This window comes from Streptomyces sp. CC228A, from assembly GCF_021390935.1.
GTDB lineage: Bacteria > Actinomycetota > Actinomycetes > Streptomycetales > Streptomycetaceae > Streptomyces.
Map to the genome: position 1 here is coordinate 759,234 of NZ_JAJPUI010000001.1, position 21,347 is coordinate 780,580.

The window sequence follows — 21,347 nt, forward strand, 5'->3', positions numbered from 1 at the left end:
CGTTAAGCCTATCGTCCCCGCATCGCAGCCGTGTATCCCGGTATCGGGATTCACCGCACACATACGAGGGTTGACAGTTACTCTCCGAATATGTCTGATTCCAGGGTGAGTTGGACACTCTCCTCGTAGCCGGATCGTGGTCGGCGGCGGACGCGAAGGGGGACCCGCGGTGAGCGAAGGACCGGGAGCGGCACGGCTGGTGGCGGGGCGTTACCGACTGCTCGGTCCGCTGGGCGAAGGCGGGATGGGCGTGGTGTGGCGCGCCCGCGACGAGGTGCTGGGCCGCGAGGTCGCGGTGAAGGAGGTGCGGGCCCCGGCCGGCCTCGGCGCGGCGGACGTGCGGCGGCTGTACGCCCGACTGGAGCGGGAGGCGTGGGCCACCGCGCGGATCGCCCAGCGCAACGTGGTGACGGTGCACGACGTGGCCGCGGAGGACGGCCGCCCGTGGATCGTCATGGAGCTGGTGCGGGGACTCACCCTGGCCGATGCGCTCCAGGCGGAGGGCCCGCTGCCGCCGCGCCGCGCCGCCCGGATCGGGGCGGAGGTGCTGGCCGCGCTGCGCGCCGCGCACGCGGCGGGCGTGCTGCACCGGGACGTCAAGCCCGGCAACGTGATGCTGGGCAACGACGGCCGGGTCGTGCTGACCGACTTCGGCATAGCCCTGGTGGCGGGGTCCCCGCAGCTCACGGTGACGGGCGAGCTCGTGGGGTCGCCGGAGTACCTGGCGCCCGAGCGGGCCATGGGGCGGGCGACGGGGCCCGCCTCGGACCTGTGGTCGCTGGGGGTGCTGCTGTACGCCGCGGTGGAGGGCGGGACGCCGTTCCGGCGCGACACGGTGCTGGGCACGCTGCGGGCGGTGGTGGACGACCCGGCGCCGCCGCCGCGGTGTGCGGGGCCGCTCGCGGAGGTCGTCGAGGGGCTGCTGCGCAAGGACCCGGACGAGCGGCTGGCGCCCGAAGCGGCGGCCGGGCTCCTGGAAGCCGCCGCCGCGGGGACCGCCGCCCGCCCGGCGCCCGCTCCCCGGGCAGCACCGGACCCACCCTCCCGTACGTCCCCGGGCCCGTGCCCGACGGCCTCCCGGAGGACGCGGAGGCGCCCGGCGGCGCGGACGGCGGCGGACCTGACAGCGGGCCGGGCACCGGCACGGGCGGCGGCCTACGCGGCGGCGCGGGCGGAGGCGGTACGGGGACGCGCGGTGCGGGAGGGTGGGCCGAGCAGGGCGGCACGGACGGCGGGGCCGGGCTCGGCAGCGGTGCCGGCCGGGGGAGCGGCTGCGGCGGTCAGAGCGGTGCCGGCATGGGCGGCGGGACCGGCACGCACGGCCGGAGGGCGTCCGGCCGCACGGGCGGGCGGACGCGGCCCGGCGGCGCGGCGGACGGGAGCGGCACCGACCCCGCCGGCGGCGGCATCCGCCCCGGCGGGGTGGACGGCGGGGCGACGGGGGCCCGGGGCGGGAACGGCGTACGGGGCCCGGGAGGCGGCGCCTCGGGGCCCGGACCCCGCGGTGGAGGCGGCGGAGCGGGCCACCGGGGGCAGGGGGCTCCGGGCCCCGTGCAGGCGGCGGGGAGCAGCGGCGGTGGGACCGGCGGGTGGCCGTACCGGCGGCCGCCGGGGCGGTCCTCGTGCTGGTACTGGCCGTCCTGGTGTCCCCGTGGACGGATCGCGGTGCCGCCGACGGCGGAGGGCAGGCGGACGGGCCGGCGCCCTCCGCGGCCCCGGCGGGCAACGGTTCGGCCACACCGCCCGCGGGGACGGCCGGGGCCTCCGGGGCCGCCACGGGCACCGGTGCGGCCACCGCTCCCGCCGCGGGCACCGGCGGCGGGGTGGGCGGGGAGGCTCGGCCGGGGGTACCGACGGCGGCGGGACCGGGGGCTCCCCGGTCCGGCGGCGCGGCCGGTGGACGTGGCCCTGCGGACCGTACGGGACGCGTACCACGGGGAGTGCCCGCCGTCCGCGGAGCAGGCCCCGCACTTCACGGCCGCGGTCACGGTGGGCCGCGGCCCCGCGTCGCTGGTCTACCGCTGGGTGGCGGAGAGCGGCGAGGGGGCGCGCACTGGCGGACCGTGCACGTGGGCTCCGCGCACGGCGAGCGGGCGCGGGTGCAGGTCGCCCACACGGAGCGGACGCACCGGGAGGGCGGTACGCACCGGGACCGGATACGGCTGGAGGTGCGCAGCCCCTCGCACGTCCACTCCGATTGGGCCGGGTTCACGGTGACCTGCCGGGCGGGCGGCACGGCGGCGGGCGCGGCCACCGGCGCCACCGCGACGGGCGGCGGCGCCGCGGACGGCGGCACGACCGGCGGCGGCACGACCGGTGGCTGGGCGACCGATGGCGGCACGACCGGCGGGCCGGGCAGCGGGACGGCCGACGGCGGGACGACCAACGGGGCGGGCAGCGGGAGCACGGGCGGGGACGCGTCGTCCGCCGGGGAGGCGCGTCCGGCGCGAGCGGCTCGGACGGGGGCACCGGGCAGTCCGGCGACCTGTACGGCGGCGGCACCGCCGGCGGTTCGGACGGCGGTGCGGCGAGCGGAGGCGAGGGCGGGTCGTCGGGAGCCGGGGCCCCCGACGACCCGCCGGAGGAGCTATCGGGCGGTCCGGTCGCCGGCGCGGCCGGTGCCTCGTAGGGCACCGCCGCCCCGGCGCCGTACGCCGGTCCTTACGCGGCGTTGCGGAACACCGGCAGGTAGCCGCCGGACTGGCCGGTGGCGGTGGGGTGGTAGGACTCGCCGATGTTCAGCCAGTTGACGCTGTGCAGCCAGGACGCGCCGGAGCAGATCTCGTGCCCGGTGAAGGCCGGGACGACGTCCGCGAAGGTGAAGCCGTGGTCGGCGGCCCGCTTGGCGAGGGCGGCGTTGAGGTGGTCGGCGCCGCCGTTGATGGCGCGCCGCTCGTTCTCGGTGAGGCCCGCGACGCAGGTGCCGTTCAGCTTGTAGAAGCGGGGGTAGCCGAGGACGACGACGTGGGCGGAGGGGGCCTTGGAGCGGATGGCGGAGTAGGTGGTGTCGAGCCGGCCGGGGAGGGTCGTGTCGACGTAGTTCTTGGCCTCGTTGACCCGGGCGATGCAGGTGGCCTCCGAATTCAGGACGCAGGTGGTCATCACGTCGGCGAACCCGGCGTCGTTGCCGCCCACGGTGAGGGAGACGAGGTCGGTGCCGCTGTTGAGCGGGCCGAGCTGGTTGGCCGTCACGTCGGTGGTGCGGGCGCCCGAGCAGGCGGTGAACGCGAACGAGGACGGGGCGTTGGCCGCCGCCCACAGGGCGGGGTACGCGCGCTGGGTGCGCTTGCAGGAGCCGCTGGAGCTGTCGTAGTTGCCGGCGCCGACGCCGGACGAGTAGGAGTCGCCGAGCGCCACGTAGTCGACCGCGGCGGCGGAGGAGTCCGCGTGCGCGGCGCCGGCCCCGGTGAGGGCGAGGGCGGCGCCGAGGAGGAGCGAGGACAGGAGCGCTGCTGTGCGGGAGGTCTTCATGGGGGGTCCCTTCGGCAGGATGCGGCCTCACCTGTCGTAGCGCGCCGCCGTGTCCATGCCAATACACATGACACGTGTCCGCACCGAATTCACTCCGTTGGGGGCACGCGGCCCACCGCGGGCCACCCGCCGGGAGCCCCTTTCGCCCCGACTCTCCGCTTCACGTACGGAATGCACGGCACACCCGTGCGTCACACGGGGCGACAAGTGCCGTCGGCTGCCGCACCGTTCGTACGACGGCGAAGAGGCCGCCGAGAGCGGCTGTCGCCGGCTTCCGCCCCCACAGGACGCCCGACGAGCGCCGGCGCCTGGTCGCCGCCGTGCGGTCGGGCGGTTCCACGCGGCCGGCCGGGCGCTCACCAGCCGGGGACGCCGCGGTGTGCCGCACCCGCGCGTCGGGCGCGCTGCCGCGGGCCCGGACCACCGGGTGGCAAAAACCGGTGCGGTGGCGGCGGGTGTGCCGGATCATGGGCGCATGCCAGCCAATCCTCAGGACGCCCTGCCGATCAGGCTCACCGTCGACGACAACGACTCGCCCTCGGACGTGCTGGACGCGCTGTTCCTCGGCCGCTTCACGACCGGGGAGCAGCCGTACGCGCGCAGCCGCTCGATCGACCGCGTCAAGTCCGGTGCATCGCTCCTCCCGTCAGGCGCCACGGTGCTGCGCGCGACCCACGGTGACAGCCGCAACGCGGTGCTCGCCGAGGGGGACGGCTGGACCCTGCTGGTGTCCCGCTGGAACCGGGGCGCGGACATCACCGTCACGGCGGTCGACGAGGACCTGGCCCTCCGGATCCTGGCGGCGGCCACCGACGGCGCCGTGGACGAGCCGGAACCCCAACCGGACGACGTGGCCATGGGCTTCTGGTACCTGTCGCCGCGGCGCGGCCCGCACCGCACGACCCGGCAGATCTCGGCGGGGACGTGGGAGGAGGTGCGGCACAACTACACGGCGCCGGTGGCACACGCGCTGGACCGGCTGATGGAGACCACGCCGGACGACATCGCGGGCCGCCTGCTGCTCCTGCACGGCCCGCCCGGCACCGGCAAGACGTCGGCGCTGCGCACCCTGGCACGGGCGTGGCGCGACTGGTGCCAGGTGGACTGCGTGCTGGACCCCGAGCGGCTGTTCTCGGACATCGGCTATCTGATGGACATCGCGATCGGCGAGGAGGAGGAGTCCGGAAAGGGCCGGTGGAGACTGCTGCTGCTGGAGGACTGCGACGAGCTGATCCGCGGCGAGGCGAAGGAGGCGGCCGGCCAGGCGCTGTCCCGTCTGCTGAACCTGACGGACGGGCTGCTCGGACAGGGCCGCAACGTCCTCGTCGGTGTCACCACCAACGAGGACCTGGAGCGGCTGCACCCGGCGGTGGTGCGGCCCGGGCGGTGCCTGGCACGGGTGGAGGTGGGGCCGCTGGACCGCGCGGAGGCGGTGGCCTGGCTGGGCAGCGAGGAGGGCGTCGGCCCCGACGGGGCGACGCTCGCGGAGCTGTACGCCCTGCGCCGCGGGGTGTCCCCGCTGTCCCTGCCGGAGCCCCGCCGGACCGCCGGCGGCCTGTACCTGTAGGGGCCGCCCGCACCACCGACGGCCGGTGGCTGCGGAGACGGCCCGCACCGCCCACGGCCGGTAGCGGTGAGCAGCGCGCCCGGCGGCCCGTCCCGCGGACACCGACCCGCGCCGGACGGCGGTGCCCGTGGCGGCGACGCGGGACGGCGGTGCCCGTGGCGGCAGCGCGGACGGTGCGCGGCGGCGCGGGACGGCGGCGCCCGTGGCGGCACAACGGCGGTGCCCGTGGCGGCGGCACGGGACGGTGTGCGGCGGCGGCAGGTTGCGGCGCGGGAGTGGGCCCCAGCGCCGGGGCCGGCGGGCGCGTCCGGCGCGGCGGCCGTCAGGCCCCGTACGTCGCGCGGAGCGCCTCCGTGATCGCGGACTGCGCCTGGGCGCGGGTGAGGCCCAGCCGGTCCGCCTCGGCGGCGTACGCGGCGGCCGCGGCTGCCGCGCGGCGCTCCGCGGCGTCCCCCGCCGCGGCGACGAACGTGCCGGCCCGGCCCCGGGTCTCCACCACCCCGTCCGCCTCCAGCACGCGGTAGGCCTTCGCCACCGTGTTCACCGCCAGGCCCAGTTCCTGGGCCAGGGCCCGCACGGTGGGGAGCTTGCCGCCGACGGGCAGCCGACCGGTGCGGGCCTGTTCGGCGATCTGGGCGCGGAGCTGTTCGAACGGCGCGGTCGCCGAGTCCGGGTCAAGGGCGATCTTCAGGTTCACGTACCCGATTCTCCCGCAACCGGCCAAAATGGCGGGCGCCGCTCGGCCGTCTCCCGTAGCGTGCCCCGCCATGACTGTGATCGTGCGGGACGCACGCCCCGAGGACCTGCCACGCGTCGTCGAAGTGCGGCGGGCGGTGCTGCCGTTCCTCGTGGAGACACCCGAGTCGCTGCACGCACAGGTGCGGAACGCGCCCGCGGCGCGGCGGCACCGGCTGCTGGTCGCCGAGCGGGACGGGGAGGTCGTCGGGGCGTCGCACGCGGGCATCGCCCACGACAGCCCCGAGCCCGGCAGGGCGTTCGCCTCGCCGATGGTGCACCCGGCGCACCGGGGACGGGGCGCGGGCGGTCTGCTGCTGCGGGTGGCGGAGGACCACCTGGCCGCGGAGGGCGCCGCGGTCCTGCACGCCTGGGTGCTGGACCAGCCGGAGCACCGGGCGTTCGCCGAGCGGCGCGGCTACCGCCGGGGCCGCTCGTCGCGCTTCCAGCGGCTCGACCTGGCGGGGGCCGACCTGCCGGAGCCGCCGGAGGAGCTGCCGCCGGGTGTCGCGCTGGGCACTACGGCGGACTTCGCGGCCGACCCGCGGCCGCTGTTCGAGGCGGACGCGGAGGCGACGGCGGACGAACCGTCGGACGTGCCCGAGGAGTTCGACGACTACGAGGAGTGGCTGCGGCACACGTGGCGCAATCCGCTTCTGGACCGCGCGCTGTCCACTGTGGCCGTGGTCGACGGCCGGGTCGCGGCCTTCACCGCCGCCCACACCGACGGGCGGGGGCGCTACCTGTCGGGGATGACCGGCACACTGCGGGCGTACCGCGGCCGGGGGCTGGCGAAGCTGGTGAAGGCGGACTCGCTGCGCCGTGCCCGCGCGGCGGGCTGCACGGAGGCGTTCACCTGCAACGACGACGGCAACGGCCCGATGCTGGCCGTCAACTCCCGGTTCGGCTACGAGCCTTGCGGGGCGGAGGTGCGGTATGGCCGGGCACTCGGCTGAGGTGGAGGTGGTCCTCGTCAAGGCGGGCCGCGTCAAGATCCGCTACCCGGCGGAGCTGCTCTCCGACGACGGTGCGGTGGTGACGGTCCGCGCCGCGTGGGCGGGCGGCGGGGTCCGGGACTTCGGGTTCGTGCGGTTCGAGCCGGGTGACGTGTTCACGGAGCACTACCGGCGGGACCGCTGGTACTCGGTGAAGGAGGTGCGGGCCGCGGACGGGACGCTGAAGGGCTGGTACTGCGACATCACCCGGCCGGCGGCGGTGACCGCGGGCGAGGTGGTCGTGGAGGACCTGGACCTCGACCTGTGGGTCTCGGCGGACCGGAGCCTGGTGCTGCGCCTGGACGAGGACGAGTTCGAGGCGAGCGGCCTCGCGGACCGCGACCCGCAGGCCGCCGCCCGGGCGCGGGAGGCGCTGGACGCGCTGGAAAGGACGGCCCGCAGCGGCGGCGACCTGCGGTAGGGGTCCGGCGGCGCCGGCCGGGGCCGGCCCCGGGATGCCGGCGGTGGGCTCCCCGGGGAGCCGTGGGGGAGCCGCACAGCACGGCACGAGGCGGACCGCGGCGACGGGAGGCACCGCTGCGCAGGGACGGACGGCGCCCGCGCCGCGTGCCGCTTCCTGAGCGGGCTCTTAGCGTCGCCTTAAGCGGATCATAAGGATCGCCTCCCGGCGCTCCATGCGGGTCAAGTGGCGGATTCGAGAGGCTAGTTTGCTGATCACCGGGGCGCGGTGGCGGTGGTCCCCGGCGCTGTCGGGGGGCCGCGCCGGGCATCCCGTCCGCCCCGGTCGTCCGCCCCGGGCCGTCCCCCGGGGGCCGGGTCCCCACCCCCCACATCCGCTTCGCCGAAGGAGATCCCCATGCCCGAACTCCGCAACGGGGCCGCCGCGCTCGCGTGCGCCGCCGTGCCGCTCCTGCTGGTCGCGACCGCCTCCCCCGCCGCCGCGCACGGTTCGATGACCGACCCGGTCAGCCGGGTGGCCGCGTGCCACGCCGAAGGGCCGGAGAGCCCGAAGTCCGACGCCTGCAAGGCGGCGGTCGCGGCGAGCGGCACCCAGGCGTTCTACGACTGGAACGAGGTCAACATCGGCGACGCCGCCGGACGCCACCGGCAGCTCATCCCGGACGGGAAGCTGTGCAGCGCGGGCCGCGACAAGTACCAGGGGCTCGACCTGCCGCGCGCGGACTGGCCGGCCAGCCCTCTCAAGGCGGGCAGCCACACCTTCCGGTACAAGGCGACCGCGCCGCACCGGGGTTCGTTCGCGCTGTACCTGACCAAGGCGGGGTACGACCCGTCCAAGCCGCTGACCTGGGCGGACCTGGAGGACAAGCCGTTCGCCACGGCCACCGACCCGAAGCTGGAGAACGGGGCGTACGTCATCGAGGGCACGGTCCCGGAGCGGTCCGGGCGCCACCTGCTCTACTCGGTGTGGCAGCGCTCGGACTCCCCCGAGGCCTTCTACACCTGCTCCGACGTGGTCTTCGGCGGTGCGGCGGAGCCGGGTCCCGCGGCGTCCGCACCGACGGACGAGCAGATCGCGGAGAACGCCGACAAGTCGACGGTCAGCCACGGCGGGCACGGCGGCGACGAGCCCGGGGAGCACGAGGGGCACGGGAAGGCCGGGGGCCAGGGCGGGGGCGAGGAGCCGGGCGGGCAGGCACCGGAGGCGGGCAACGCGCCCGAGCCCAAGAGCGCCGGGACGGCGCCCTCCCCCGTGGCGAGCGCGGCGGGGGCCGCCTCCGAGGCGGCTGCCCCGGCCGGCGGCCCCGCCCCGCCGGACAGAACCTGGCCGAGACCGGCGGCTCGGACGCGACCGCGTACGTCGCCGTCGGCGGTGCCGTGGTGCTGGCGGCGGGCGCGGCCCTGGTGTTCGGCGCGGCCCGCCGCCGCAACTCCGCCTGAGCAGGCACGGCCCGGGTCGTCACGGCCCGGGCCGTGCCGCGCTAGCCGAGCACGGACGCGCAGGTCGTCGGGGTGGCGCGCGCCGGGTCCAGGGCGTTCGCCACCTCGTGGAAGGTGATGCGGTCCATCAGGCCGATGGCCAGGTGCTCGGAGAAGTCCAGGGCGCACTTGTCCTGGATGCGGACGTTGGTGACGTTCGGCCCGCTGAGGTAGCCGGAGGTGTAGGGCGTGACCACCTGGTCGTACTTGGTGACGATGACGTGGTAGCGGACGCCCGGCACGGTGTCGCCGCCCTCGTTGAGCTTCTGCATGAAGGGCGAGCCGGCGATCTGGTCGGTCAGGGCGGGGGTCTTCTCGGTGAGCCACCGCTCTGCGCCCGGGAAGAACGGCAGCAGTCTGGTCAGGCCCGACAGGGTCGTGCCGTGGTTGTCGGGCGCGATGCCGACGAGGGCGTTCACGTGGTCGGCGCCGCCGAGGAACTTGAGGTAGTAGCGGGGCATCATGCCGCCCTGCGAGTGCCCGACGATGTCGACCTCGGCGGCGCCGGTGGCGTCGAGGACCCGGTCGACGTACGCGTCGAGCTGCTCGGCGGACTTGTCGATGGGGCCGAGGCCGTGGAAGAACGGCACGCCGGGCAGCTGGCCGTAGTCGAGGGAGAAGACGCAGTAGCCGCGGTGCACCAGGTAGGGCGCGAGGCCGAGCCAGTTGTCGACGGAGTTGCCGAGGGTGCCGTGGACGAGGACGACGGGGCGCGGGTGGGCGGCGGACGGGCGGCAGGTGTAGTCGTTCCAGCCCGAGGACGGCCCGGCCGCCGCCTGGGCGGTACCGGTCGGGAGCAGGGTGGCGGCGAGCGCCAGCAGCAGGACGACGAGGGCTCTGGACGCGCGGTGGGCGCGTGATCGTATGCGTGGGGGCAGCATCGAGTAGTCTCCTTGCGGCTCAAGGAATGGGCGATGGCGGTACGCCCCAGCGGCCCGGACCACTGATGAAGGGGGATGTCGGCGCGGCGGGGCAGGCCGCGCTTCAGGCCAAGTTACGTACGGGTAGCGCCAGGTGGGAAGTTACGCGTCGGTAAAATGTGCTGCGCTCGCTCCGGCCTCTGCTAGCGGGTGTCGTTCGCGCGGCGCGGGCCGGGTGGCGTGCGGTGCGTCCTCCGGTCCGGGGACGGGGTGCTTGATCCGCGGCGTCCTCGCCGGGAGCGGCGGTCGCGGCGTGAGCGGTGCGCCGTGCCGCCCAGGCGGTCCGGCCGGGTCCGGGGCGACTGCCCCTGCGGGCGGGAAACGCGGGGGTGTTCGAGGTCATCCGTGGCGCGTCGCCCCACCGGCCGGGGGCGAGGAGGGCCGAGGGGCGGTAGCCGCCTTCGCCCACGCGTGGACCTTGCAGGGCAGGCCGCCCCGGGACCGTCCGAGCCCTTCCCCCTGCGCGTCCCGCACCCGCCGACCGCCCGGCGGACGGCGAACGGCGGACGGCGGGCCGGGTGCGTCGGCAGGGACGCCGGGTGCGGTGGAGGTACGCCGGGGCGGTGGTGCCGGGGCCGCAGCCGTCCGAGGGCTCAGGCCCTCGGAGCGTACGGACCCCAGCGCGCGGACCCTGCGGTGCGCCGCGCCCGGCAATGGCGGCGGCCGCCCGCCCGCCCGGCGGATGCGCGGCGTCCGGCACGGGCCGCGCCGCGACCGCGGCCCGTGCGGCGCCGACTATGCGCCATAGTCAGCGAGTTCGGAGCAGATGCGTACCCGGTCTGCGCTTAGAGTGCCCGCACAAGGGTGCCCGGGGACGCGGTCGGCGCCGTCGGGCACCGCCCGGCACAGGACACCCCCGGTCCGCGTACGGGGCGGAGCCGCGGCATCGCCCGGGGGCACCGGAACCCATCGTCCGATGAGGAGTGCACCATGACCTTGCGCGAGTCGGTCCGCCGGCGGTTACCCGTACTGGCCGTCGCGCTGGCCGCCGTCGCGGCCACCGCCATGGGCGGCGCCCCCGCTGCGCAGGCCGCCGGGCCCGCGGAGCTCCGCCTCGTCCCGCCCGGCGCCGACTACCGGGCCGGGCTCCAGCGGCAGGTCGACCACTGGAACCTGAACCGGCTGTCGGCCGCCGCGCTCAACGGCGACGGATCCGAAGCATCCGCTCCGGCGGCCGGATGGGACGACACCGCCCGCCCCTGGACCGGGGGCGGGAAGATCACCCGGACGGCGGGCAAGCTGGTGATGCGGATGCGCAACGCCGACGGCGCGAGCGCCACCGACGGCCTCGCGGCCTGCACCGCCACGGTGGTCAAGAGCCGGAACAAGAGCGTCGTGGTCACCGCGGCCCACTGCCTGCGCGTCAACTGGGGCCTGAACACCCCGCTGGACCTCAACCAGGTCGCGACGAACGCGCTGTTCATCCCCGGCTTCCGGGGCGAGAACCTGCCACGCGTCGCGCCGGGCACCGACCTGGACCAGGGCCCCGCGATCGGCCCCGACGTGGCGCCCTACGGCGTGTGGGCGGTGACCCGCGCGTGGTGGACCGAGGGCTGGGCGGCCCAGGCCAACCACCTCAACAACAACGACATGGCCGCGATGGTCGTGGACAACCCGGCCGACGACCGACCGGTCGAAGAGGTCGTGGGCGGGGGCCAGCCGATCGGCTTCCACCAGGCCCGCAAGACGCCCCGTACCAACTTCGGCTACCCCGTCGCCAACTTCAAGAGCCACAGCGGCCCCAACTTCTCCGGCACCGGCGCAGCCGTGATCGACGGGGCCCCGAACGCCAACAACGTCCCCGCAGCGCAGCAGCGCATCTACGACGGGCGCTCCCTGCTGTTCAGCCAGGGACCGTCCTGGATCAACCGCGAGTGGTGGCGGGAGACCAACAGCGACCTGATGAAGACGCAGTTCAGCCCCGGCTCCAGCGGCGGCCCCTGGTTCAAGGACTTCGACCCGGCCACCGGTGAGGGCATCCTGGCGGGCGTCACGTCGCACTTCGCCCAGTCCGCCAGCGGCGGACTCGACCTGATCGCCGAAGCCGAGTCCCGCGCCCCCAGCCCCTACATGGCCGGGACCCACTTCGGCGACCAGGAGAAGGCGGCCTTCGAGGCGGCCCAGTCCGTCACCCCCGGAGTCTGACGGTCACCGCCGCCGGCGCCGTCGGCCCCCTCCTGCACGGGTCCCGACGGCGACGCAGCAAGCAGCACCAGGCCCGCAGCAGCCGCACACCACCCCATCCGCCCCGCCGGCGGGGCGAAGGCGGTGGCCGTACTAGGCCGCGAGTGACCCCGGCTTGATCGCGTCAGGGCCGAACCGCGCCCGGGCCCGGTCCGCGACCTCCTCCAGCTTCCTGGCCTTCTCGTCGGCCGGGTCGAACGACAGCTGGTGGGCGGCCTGTTCGGCCGGCAGGAGCCCTTCGGCGCGCAGGGTGACGCCGCGCACCCGGGCCCGCTGGAGGGCGAGCCCGTCGTGCAGGGCGTACACGGCCGCGGTGAGGGCCGCGGAGTGCGCGGTCGGTTCGCGCAGGGTGCGGGTCCTGGTGGTGGCGGACCGGTCGGCGTACCGCACGGTGAGCGTCAGCGCGCGGCACACCTGGGCCTCGGACCGCATGCGGGCGCCCAGTTCCTGCGCCAGGGAGAGCAGTGCGCGGCGCTGCCGGTCCCGGTCGAGCTCGTCGCGCGGGAAGGACCGTTCCGCGGCGACCGAGCGGGCCGCGGCGTCCGGGACGACCTGCGTGCGGTCGACGCCCCGCGCCCGCTCCCACAGGTCGCGCCCCGCGCGGGCGCCGAGGATCCGCTGCAGCACGGCGAGCGGGGTGTCCGCGACCCGGCCCGCCGTGTCGAGCCCGTAGGCGACCAGGGTGCGGGCGGTGCTCCTGCCGACGCCGTCGAGCGCGCCCACCGGCTGGTCGCGCAGGAACTCCTCCGGGTCGTCGACCACCAGGGTCGTGCCGGGCCGCGCCCGCCGCGCCGCCATGCGGGCCAGCAGGGGGTTGGGCCCGGCGCCGATGGCGCAGTCCACGCCGTACAGGGCGAGCGCCCGGACCCGGATGACGGCGGCCAGTTCGGCGGGCCCCCGCCCGAAGTACCGTACGGCGCCGCGCAGGTCGGCGAGTGCCGCGTCCGGCGGGTCGGCCTGCACGAGCGGGGTGAACGCGCCCAGGAGCCCGAGGAGGTGCGGCAGCAGCGCCTCCGCCCCGGCGGGCCCGCCGTCTTCGCGTGCCTGCTCCGTCCGGAAGCGCACGGAGAGGACCATGCCGCTCATCCCGCGCTCCCCTGGCTCTGGTGCCACAGCTTGCGCCCGGGTGCCGCGCCCGCCCCGCCCGCCGGGCGCAGGTCGGCCCAGGGGTGCATCGCGTACCCGGTGGGCATGGTGATCCGGCGGTCGTCGCCGTTCGGCCGTGCGGTGGTGCCGGGGCCGGGCTCGGCCAGCCGGGCGGCGACCGCGTCGAGCCCGCCTTCCCGGCGCAGTTCGACGAGTTCGGCCAGGTTCCAGGCGGCCGACCCGACCACGCTGAGGCTGCGCGGGCCGCGCCGCTGCACGGTGCCGCGGACCAGCAGCAGCCAGGAGTGGAAGACGGTGTGGGCGCACCGCTCGTGGCTGTCGTCGAAGAAGGCGAGGTCGACCAGGCCGGTGCCGTCGTCGAGGGTGGTGAAGACGACGCGTTTGCCGGAGCGGATGGGCGGGGTCTGGGTGGCGGCCTTGGCTCCCGCGACCAGCACGGTCCGGCCGTTCGCCGTCGCCCGGAGCTGCCGTGCCGTGACGACGCCGAGCTCCTCCAGGAAGGCGTGGTGGTCGGTCATCAGGTTGCGGGAGGCGTCCATGGACAGCACGCCGAGCTCGGCGCTGAGCCGTTCGGCGTCGGTCAGGTCGGGGAGGCCGAGGGGGGCGGACCTGCGGCCGCCGGCGAGCGGCAGCTGGTCGCCGTACGAGCCGGCGCCGCGCTGGACGCGGTGCAGTTCGGCGAGGTGGAGCAGCAGGTCGCGGCGGTTGGCGCCGAACGCGTCGAGGCCGCCGACCTGGGCGAGCCGTTCGGCGACGGGCCGGCTCGGGCGGGCCCGCTCCCAGAAGTCGAGCAGGGAGGCGTAGGGCTGCCCCGCCTCGATGCGGGCGGCTTCGGCCTCGCTGATGCCGTGGACGTCGGCCAGGGCGAGCCGCAGCCCCCACATCCGGGAGGAAAGGGGTGAAGCGGATGCCCCCTCAGACACCAGTTCGATACGGTGTGCGGCTCCCGACCGGTTCACGTCCACCGGCAGCACCGGCACCCCCTGGCGCCGCGCGTCCGCCAGCAGCAGCCGCTTCGGGTACATGCCCGGGTCGTGCGTGAGCAGCCCGGCGTAGAAGGCGGCCGGGTGGTGCGCCTTCAGCCAGGCCGACTGGTAGGTCGGCACGGCGAACGCCACCGCGTGCGCCTTGCAGAAGCCGTACGAGCCGAACGCCTCCACGATCTCCCAGGTGCGCGCGACCACGTCGTCCGCGTACCCCTTGCGCTGCGCCTGCCGCGCGAACCACGCCTTGATGCGCCCCTGCGACTCCGGGTCGGACAGCCCGCGCCGCACCGCGTCGGCCTCCTCCCGTCCGCAGCCGGTCATGATGTCGAGGATCTTGATGATCTGCTCGTGGAACACCACGACCCCGTACGTCTCGCGCAGCGCCTCCTCCAGGTCCGGATGCGGGTAGCGGACGGGGGCGCGGCCGTGGCGGGCGGCGATGAACGGGCGGACCATGTCGGCGGCCACGGGACCGGGCCGGAAGAGGGAGATGTCCACGACCAGGTCGTGGAAGGTGGCCGGCTGGAGCCGCCCGACCAGGTCGCGCTGGCCCGGCGACTCGATCTGGAAGCAGCCGAGCGTCTCGGCGGACCGGATGAGCCGGTACGTCGCCGGGTCGCCCGGCCTGACCTGCGCCGGGTCGTCGAGGTCGATCCGCTCCCCCGTCGTGCGGGCGATCTCCGCGACGGCGTGGGCCATCGCGGACTGCATGCGCACCCCGAGGACGTCGAGCTTGAGCAGGCCGAGCGCCTCCACGTCGTCCTTGTCGAACTGCGCCATGGGGAAGCCTTCGCCGCTGGTGGGCACCACGGGGGTGCGGGAGAGCAGGGAGGCGTCGGAGAGGAGCACCCCGCACGGGTGCATGGCGACGCCGCGCGGCAGCGCGTCCAGCGCCTCGACCAGCTCCCACAGCCTGCCGTACCGCTCCCGCTCGCCGGCGAGCTCCCGCAGCTCGGGCAGCTCGTCCAGGGCGGCGCGGGCGTCCCGGGCGCGGATGTGCGGGAACGACTTGGCGATCCGGTCGATGTCGGCCGGGTCCATGGACAGGGCGGCGCCCACGTCCCGTACGGCGTGGCGGACCCGGTAGGTCTCGGGCATGGCGACGGCGGCGACCCGCTCGGGACCGAAGCGGTCCAGGATCGCGCGGTAGACCTCCAGGCGGCGGGCGGACTCCACGTCGATGTCGATGTCGGGCAGGGCGGGCCGCCGCACCGACAGGAACCGCTCCATCAGCAGGTCCTGCTCGACGGGGTCGGCGTGGGCAATGCCGAGCAGGTGGTTGACGAGGGAGCCGGCGCCGGAGCCGCGCGCGGCGACCCTGATGCCCATGCCCCGGATGTCGTCGACGACCTGGGCGACGGTGAGGAAGTACGTGGCGAAGCCCAGCCGCTCGACGGTGCGCAGCTCGTCGTCCAGCCTGGCCCAGTACTCCCGCTTCCCGTCGAGGCCGCGCAGCACCATGCCGGCAGCGCAGCGGGAGCGCAGCACGCGCTCGGCGGTGCGGCGGCCGGCGCCGACGAGGTGCGGCTCGGGGAAGTGGACGGTGCCGATGCCGAGGTCGTCCTCGGGGTCGACCAGGCAGGCGGCGGCGGTCTCCTCGGTGAGGGCGAGCAGCCGGTGGGCGGTGTCGCGGCGCTGCCCCGCGGCCTCGGCGACCCGCTCGGCGACGGCGGCCATGGCGGCGGGGTCCTTGAGCCACCGCTCGCCGCCGTCCAGGCCCTTGGCCGGGTCGATGGGGACGAGGCGGCGGGCCGCGTCCAGGACGTCGGCGACCGGCCCCTGGCCGGGGTCGGCGTACCGCACGGCGTTGCTCAGGACGGGGCGTACACCCTGGTCGGCGGCGAACCCGAGGGTGCGGGCGGCGTGCCGCAGCGAGCCGGGGCCGGTGCCGGTGCGGCCGTGGTGGACGACCTCCAGGCGCAGTGCGCCGCCGTACCGCTCGCGCCAGGGGGCGAGGAGCCGGGCGGCGCGGTCGGGGCGGCCCTCGGCCAGGGCGCGGCCGACGTCGGAGGCGGGTCCGAGCAGGACGGTCAGGTCCTCGCCGTGGTTGTCGTCCCAGGGCAGCAGGGCGGGCGCACCGGCCTGGCGGCCGGGCCGGTCGGCGTGGGCGGCGCCGACCATCCGGCACAGGGCGGCCCAGCCGCGCCGGGAGCGGGCGAGGTAGACGGCGCGGGGCGCCGACTCGTCGACGAAGGCGCCGCCGCGCACGGGGGTGCGGCGGCGTTCGGTGGGCCGGGTGCCCGCCTCGGGCCGCGGCCCGAGGGCGAGGTCGGCGCCGAACAGGGGGCGGACGCCTTCCCGTGCGCACGCCTGGGCGAACCTGACCGCCCCCGCGACGGTGTCGCGGTCGGTCAGGGCGACGGCGTCCATGCCCCGCTCGGCGACGCGCGCCGCCAGCGCCTCCGGGTGCGAGGCCCCGTAGCGCAGGGAGAAGCCGGAGACGGTGTGCAGATGCGTGAACGGCGGCACCCGCACCTCCTGAGTCGATCCGAACCTCACCACCCCCCTGCTCCCCACCATAGACCAAGTTCGAACGGATGTACGACTCCGTTGCGCATGGCCCGGCCGCGCGGCCCCGCTCCCCCGCCCTCAGCCATTCGGACCCCTCCCACCTGCACAAACGGGGTGCACCCCGGAGCGTGGCACCATGACGTTCGCTTCCGAACTCCGTGGTGCCGTCACGCCCCGGGCCGCGCTGCTGGTCCTCGGCGTCCTGGCGCTCCAGCTGCTGTTCATCGCGTCCTACGTGGGCGCCCTGCACGACCCGAAGCCGAAGGACGTGCCGTTCGGTGTCGCGGCCCCGGGAGCGGCCGCCGAGCAGGCCGCCGCGCGGCTGGAGCGGCTGCCCGGCGACCCGCTGGACCCGCGCACCCTGAGCGACGCGGCGGAGGCCAGGTCCCAGGTCGCGCACCGGAAGGTCTACGGCGCGCTGGTCGTCGACCCGGCGGGCACCACCGACACCCTGCTGGTCGCCTCCGGCGGCGGCAAGGCCATGGCCACCACCCTGGAGCAGATCGTCACCCGGGCGGAACGGGCCCAGGGGCGCACCGTGCGGACCGTGGACCTGGCCCCGGCCTCCCGCCAGGACTTCAACGGCCTGACCTCGTTCTACCTGGTGGTGGGGTGGTGCGTGGGCGGCTACCTGCTGGCGTCCGCCCTGGCGGTCAGCGCCGGCGCGCGGCCCGCCAACGTCCCGCGCGCGGTCATCCGGCTGGCCGTCCTCGCGCTCTCGGCGGTCCTCGGCGGGCTGGGCGGCGCCCTCCTCGTCGACCCGGTCCTGGACGCCCTGCCCGGGAGCCTGGCCGCCCTGTGGGGCCTCGGCGCACTGGTGGTGTTCGCGGTCGGGGCGGCCACCCTGGCGCTCCAGTCGCTCACCGGCATCGTCGGGATCGGGCTGGCCGTGCTGCTGATCGTGATCGCCGGCAACCCGAGCGCGGGCGGCGTCTTCCCCGGGCCGATGCTGCCGGACTTCTGGCAGGCGATCGGCCCCGCCCTGCCGCCGGGCGCGGGCACGTGGGCGGCCCGCTCCCTCGCCTACTTCGACGGGAACGCGGTCTCGGGGTCCCTCCAGGTGCTGGCGATCTGGGCGGTCGTGGGCACGGTGGTGACCCTGGTCGTGTCGTCGGTGCGGCGGCCCGGCATCCCCGGCAGGGCGGTCGGCTCGTGACCCGCCCCCCGGCGGCCGCGCCCGGCGGGCCGCCCGCACCCACCCGCCGACGTGACTGAGGGGCGGGGCCCGTACGGTGGTCCACCGTACGGGCCCCGCCCCTGACGCCTCCGGGGCGCCTTCCTGCCCCCCGCCCCGTAGCAGGAGTGAGCGTCGGGGCCGGGTGCCGGGTGCGTCCCCGGGGTCAGCCGATGGCCGCGCCGTACGCCGCAAGGGCCTCGGTGACGGGCTGGAAGAACGTCACACCGCCGGAGGTGCAGTCGCCGCTGCCTCCGGAGGTGAGGCCGACGGCCTGGTCGCCGGAGAAGAGGGAGCCGCCGCTGTCGCCGGGCTCGGCGCAGACGGTGGTCTGGATGAGCCCCTCCACGATCTGGCCGTTGCCGTAGTTGACGGTCGCGTCGAGGCCGGTGACGACGCCGTCGTGGACCTGGGTGGTGGAGCCGCTGCGGACCACCTGCATGCCCACGGCGGCCTCGGCGGCGCCGGTGATCCGCTGCCCGGTGCCGTTGTAGAGGTTGACGGCGCTGGGGCGTGCGACGTCCCGGTCGTAGCGGACGAGGGCGAAGTCGTCGCCGGGGAACCGGGAGTCGACCATCGTGCCGACGGGTGCGCGGCCCCCGCTCTCGGACCACCGGCTGCCGGCGGCGCCGCAGTGGCCTGCGGTGAGGAAGTGGGGCTGCCCGTTCCTGAGCACGTTGAAGCCCAGGGAGCAGCGGCTGCCGCCGGTGAGGATGGCGTCGCCGCCCGCGCCGAACGGGGTGAACACGCCCTCGGCGCGCTTGACCTCCGCCTTGGAACCGAGCTCGGCGACGACTCCGGTGAGCTTCTTCCAGGCCGCGCCCTTGACGGTGCTGTCGGCGGTGACCACGACCTTGTTGGTGCGCGGGTCGACGGCCCACGAGGTGCCGGGCATGGTGGCCCGCTCCTTCAGGGTGCCGCGGGCGCCCTTCAGTTCGGCGAGGGAGTACTCGACCATCCGGGCCTGGCCGCCGGCGCGGCGCACGGCCTGGGCGGCGTCCTCGTCGACCACGTTCACGACGAGGGTGCGGGACGCACTGTCGTACCAGGCGCCCGCGGTGTCCGCGTCACCGAGCCGCTCGCCGAGTGACGAGGCGAGCTTTCCGGCCGCGCCCGCGGTGAGGGTCCGCGCCTCGAACCGCGGGGCGTCCTCACTGGCGTTCGCAGTCTGGAACGTGATCGCCGCGCCCAGCAGAGCCACCACGGCTCCGCCCGCGGCGGCCGCACGGCGCGTGGATATGCGTCGGTGCTTCAACATCGACCTCCTGTGGGGGCCGTGCCCGGGCGCGTGGGGTGCCCTGGCACGGAGGATGGATCGCCCACTATTCCGAGGCCAACGGGGCGCACACAAGGTCGACTTCAGGACGGGCGCACGAGGCGCACCGGGCGTCCGCCGGGAAGGGGGCTACCCCTGGTCACCGCTGTTCGGTTCCGACTGCGAACACTCGGCGCAGTGGCCGGGTGTGCGGCGCGTGAGGACTAGTCCTGTCTTGTTTCCACCGCCCCTGTCGGAGTCACCAAGTGACTGGGCGTCACCTTGGCAGACCCGTGCGCGTCCCGTGGGCCGATCCGCTGCCCCGTCCCCTGCGGCCGGGGCAGCGGCCTCCGCGGCTGCCGGCCGCGCGCCCGGGGGCAGCGGGCGTTCCTGCGGGGCGGCTGCCGCCGCGGCCCGCGACGAGGGGCGGGCTCGACTCCCGGCCACCGGCGGGCCCCGCCCCGCGCAGGCCGGGACGGGGCCGCCCGCTGCCCGCGCGGACGGCCCGCCGTGGCCGCCGGCCTGCGCCCGTCAGCCCGCGAGCACCTGGCGCTCCCCCGCGGCGACGGCGACGGGGAGGGTGTTGCCCGGCGGCGGGAAGGGGCAGATGAAGTGGGCGGCGAAGGCGCACGGCGGCAGCAGCGCGCGGTTGAAGTCGACGGTCACGGAGCCGTCGGCGGCGGGCGGCGCGGGCCGCAGGAAGCGGAAGCGGTAGCTGGCCTGGCCGCTGGTGGCGTCGGCGAAGACCGCCCACAGGGCGCCGTCGTCCTCCTCGGCGACCTGGAGGGTGTGCCCGGCGCCCTCCAGGGTGAAGGCCAGCTCGCCGGACAGGTGCAGTCCGCGCTCCCGCCCGTCGGCGTTCTCCACCCGGATCGCCCGCACCTCCCCGTACGGCCGGTAGCGCCCCGGCACGGCCCAGCGCGGGTCGTACGGGGTGGCCTCGATGCCCGTGAAGACGTGGCGGGCCGGGGCGTCCGGGTCGAAGTCGCGGACCGCCCACTGCCCCTCACGGCTCATCACGACGAGCCGCCGCCCCCCGCAGGCGACCCGGGACCGGTCGACGGGCACGCGGTCGGCGGTGAGGCGGACCTCGCCCGTGAACGGCGCGCCGTCGAGGGAGAGGCCGTCCTCGGGGGCGGCGCTCAGCAGCACCGCGCCGCCGTCGGCCCGCCACCTGCCGGGCACGGCGGGCAGGCGGCCGTCGGGGTGGTCGGCGAGCCAGTGGGTGCCGGTCAGGGAGAGCGGGCCGTGGGGCTCCGCGACCCGGGTGACGCGTTCCCCGTGCCAGCTCTCCCAGTCGCTCCGCGGGTCGCCGTCAGTGACTGAACTCCTCATATCGGACACCGTACGGGGTCAGCATCCGTCGCAGGGGCAGCAGCAGCAGTCGCCGCAGCCCTCGCAGCACCCGCAGTCGCAGTCCCGGCAGCAGCCCTCCCTCTTCTGCCGGGACCAGGGCCCCTCGTACTCCTCGGCGCAGCACAGTCGGCACGTGCAGCACAGGAAGGCGAAGGCCGCGCAGCCCGCCAGGAAACCGCGCGGCGGTTTGCGCAGGGGCGGGTGCTGGTCGCCGCCGAAGCCGGGCGGCGTGCCGTAGCCGGGGGCGTGCCGACGCCGGTCGGCGTGCCGGGCGCGCCGTGGCCGCCCTGGTGGGCGCAGGCCGCCGTGCCGAAGGCCCGGTCCACCGAGCGGTGCAGCTCGTGGGCGAGCAGCCGGTGGGCGAGCCGGCCGTCGGCGAAGTCGACGTCCCGGAGGGCGAGGCGGATGCCGTGGACGGCGTCGTCGGCGAGCCGCCGGGCCTCGGTGAGCGGGGTCCCGGTGGCCGCCAGCGGGTTCCACACGCCCGCCGCCCGGTCGGCCTCCCGGTCCTCGACGGCGTCGAGCAGGTGGGCGAGGCGGCCGAAGAGGCGGCCGGCCTCGGCGAGCGGCGCCGCGTTGTGCGGCTTGCCGGCGAGCACGGCGGTGTGGGCGAACGCGGCGGCGGTGGCCGTCTCGGTGGGCTCGGTGACGGTCAGCAGCGGAGTGCCGGGGCCCGCGAGCGCCTCGACGGCGGACTGCCGTCCCACCGCGTCCAGCAGGACGGCGGTGTCGAGGCCGAGTTCCCGGCCGGCGCGGGATCCGGCGCGGTCCCAGCGGCGGGCCACCCCGCGGGCCGCGGCGGCGAGGGGGCGGCGGGCGAGCAGCCCGTCCCCGTCGGCCACGTGGTCGCGCACCTTCGCGGAGGCGAGGACCAGGGAGACGGCCGCGGCGAGCCGGGCGCCCTCGCCGCGCGCGACGGGCGCGGTGCGCATCGCACGCAGCGGGCAGGGGCCCGCGGTGCGCCGGGCGCCGGCGGCGGGCCCGGTCTGAGCCTCCGTCAGCACCGAGACGATGAGCCCGTCGTAGTTGGTGGCGACCCGGGCCAGCTGGCCGTGGTCGGCGCGCAGGGCCAGGCAGAGCCCGCACAGGTGCGCCATCCACTCCGCTTTGAGTCCGCCGGCGAGCCGGTGCGTGCAGGGTCGGACGATGCCGAACATAGGCGTTCCCCCCGTGTGTGTGCCGTGTTC

13 protein-coding genes and 2 pseudogenes are annotated in these 21,347 nt (G+C 76.3%); 7 read left to right on the forward strand and 8 right to left on the reverse strand.

From position 1 onward, the window contains the following. Window positions 1-244 precede the first annotated feature (244 nt). Window positions 245-2,629, forward strand: coding sequence for a serine/threonine-protein kinase (locus L6E17_RS31345; protein WP_374108999.1), 2,385 nt, complete (start codon window positions 245-247; stop codon window positions 2,627-2,629). A 32-nt stretch (window positions 2,630-2,661) separates the two neighbouring features. On the opposite strand, the gene L6E17_RS03415 is transcribed toward L6E17_RS31345, so the two are convergent. Next, window positions 2,662-3,471, reverse strand: coding sequence for an SGNH/GDSL hydrolase family protein (locus tag L6E17_RS03415; protein WP_236239259.1), 810 nt, complete (start codon window positions 3,469-3,471; stop codon window positions 2,662-2,664). 475 nt (window positions 3,472-3,946) lie between these two features. On the opposite strand from L6E17_RS03415, the gene L6E17_RS03420 reads away from it, so the two are divergent. Continuing rightward, on the forward strand, window positions 3,947-5,038 hold the full coding sequence (locus tag L6E17_RS03420) for a DUF5925 domain-containing protein (protein ID WP_236239260.1): 1,092 nt from the start codon (window positions 3,947-3,949) through the stop codon (window positions 5,036-5,038). Between the two features lie 322 nt (window positions 5,039-5,360). Here the strand turns inward: L6E17_RS03420 and L6E17_RS03425 are convergent, their stop codons facing one another. Next, entirely contained in the window at window positions 5,361-5,735 is a 375-nt protein-coding gene (locus L6E17_RS03425) for a GntR family transcriptional regulator (RefSeq protein ID WP_236239261.1), read from the reverse strand. A gap of 70 nt (window positions 5,736-5,805) precedes the next feature. On the opposite strand from L6E17_RS03425, the gene L6E17_RS03430 reads away from it, so the two are divergent. The 3 genes and pseudogenes from L6E17_RS03430 to L6E17_RS03440 all read left to right on the forward strand — a co-directional run bounded on the left by L6E17_RS03430 (window position 5,806) and on the right by L6E17_RS03440 (window position 8,628). Continuing rightward, window positions 5,806-6,729 (forward strand): GNAT family N-acetyltransferase, encoded by a 924-nt coding sequence (locus L6E17_RS03430; protein ID WP_236239262.1) that lies wholly within the window; start codon window positions 5,806-5,808, stop codon window positions 6,727-6,729. Next, a complete protein-coding gene (locus L6E17_RS03435) occupies window positions 6,710-7,189 on the forward strand; it encodes a DUF402 domain-containing protein (protein WP_236239263.1) in 480 nt (159 codons plus the stop codon). Before L6E17_RS03430 ends, L6E17_RS03435 begins: the two co-directional genes overlap by 20 nt. Window positions 7,190-7,585: 396 nt before the next feature. Further along, a pseudogene (locus tag L6E17_RS03440) lies at window positions 7,586-8,628 on the forward strand (lytic polysaccharide monooxygenase). Window positions 8,629-8,669: 41 nt separating this feature from the next. Here L6E17_RS03440 and L6E17_RS03445 read toward each other — a convergent pair. Next, complete coding sequence (locus tag L6E17_RS03445) at window positions 8,670-9,548, reverse strand: triacylglycerol lipase (protein ID WP_236239264.1); 879 nt, start codon at window positions 9,546-9,548, stop codon at window positions 8,670-8,672. A 969-nt stretch (window positions 9,549-10,517) separates the two neighbouring features. Between L6E17_RS03445 and L6E17_RS03450 the strand changes: the two genes are divergently transcribed. Then, window positions 10,518-11,732: a serine protease gene (locus L6E17_RS03450; RefSeq protein ID WP_236239265.1), complete on the forward strand. Its 1,215-nt coding sequence runs from the start codon at window positions 10,518-10,520 to the stop codon at window positions 11,730-11,732. Between the two features lie 132 nt (window positions 11,733-11,864). Here the strand turns inward: L6E17_RS03450 and L6E17_RS03455 are convergent, their stop codons facing one another. Next, window positions 11,865-12,848 (reverse strand): hypothetical protein, encoded by a 984-nt coding sequence (locus L6E17_RS03455; RefSeq protein WP_374109000.1) that lies wholly within the window; start codon window positions 12,846-12,848, stop codon window positions 11,865-11,867. Between the two features lie 5 nt (window positions 12,849-12,853). After that, a complete protein-coding gene (locus tag L6E17_RS03460; RefSeq protein ID WP_236239636.1) occupies window positions 12,854-16,333 on the reverse strand; it encodes a DNA polymerase III subunit alpha in 3,480 nt (1,159 codons plus the stop codon). A gap of 178 nt (window positions 16,334-16,511) precedes the next feature. Here L6E17_RS03460 and L6E17_RS03465 point away from each other — a divergent pair, with 178 nt between their 5' ends. After that, the gene (locus L6E17_RS03465) at window positions 16,512-17,531 is read left to right on the forward strand and encodes a DUF3533 domain-containing protein (protein WP_236239267.1); all 1,020 of its coding nucleotides are present in this window, start codon (window positions 16,512-16,514) and stop codon (window positions 17,529-17,531) included. A 184-nt stretch (window positions 17,532-17,715) separates the two neighbouring features. On the opposite strand, the gene L6E17_RS03470 is transcribed toward L6E17_RS03465, so the two are convergent. The 3 genes and pseudogenes from L6E17_RS03470 to L6E17_RS03480 form a co-directional block, all read right to left on the reverse strand. After that, window positions 17,716-18,804, reverse strand: coding sequence for a S1 family peptidase (locus L6E17_RS03470; protein WP_236239637.1), 1,089 nt, complete (start codon window positions 18,802-18,804; stop codon window positions 17,716-17,718). Between the two features lie 531 nt (window positions 18,805-19,335). Beyond that, a complete protein-coding gene (locus L6E17_RS03475; RefSeq protein WP_236239268.1) occupies window positions 19,336-20,139 on the reverse strand; it encodes a DUF1684 domain-containing protein in 804 nt (267 codons plus the stop codon). An 18-nt stretch (window positions 20,140-20,157) separates the two neighbouring features. Beyond that, window positions 20,158-21,317, reverse strand: a pseudogene (locus L6E17_RS03480) (DUF5685 family protein). Window positions 21,318-21,347 lie beyond the last annotated feature (30 nt).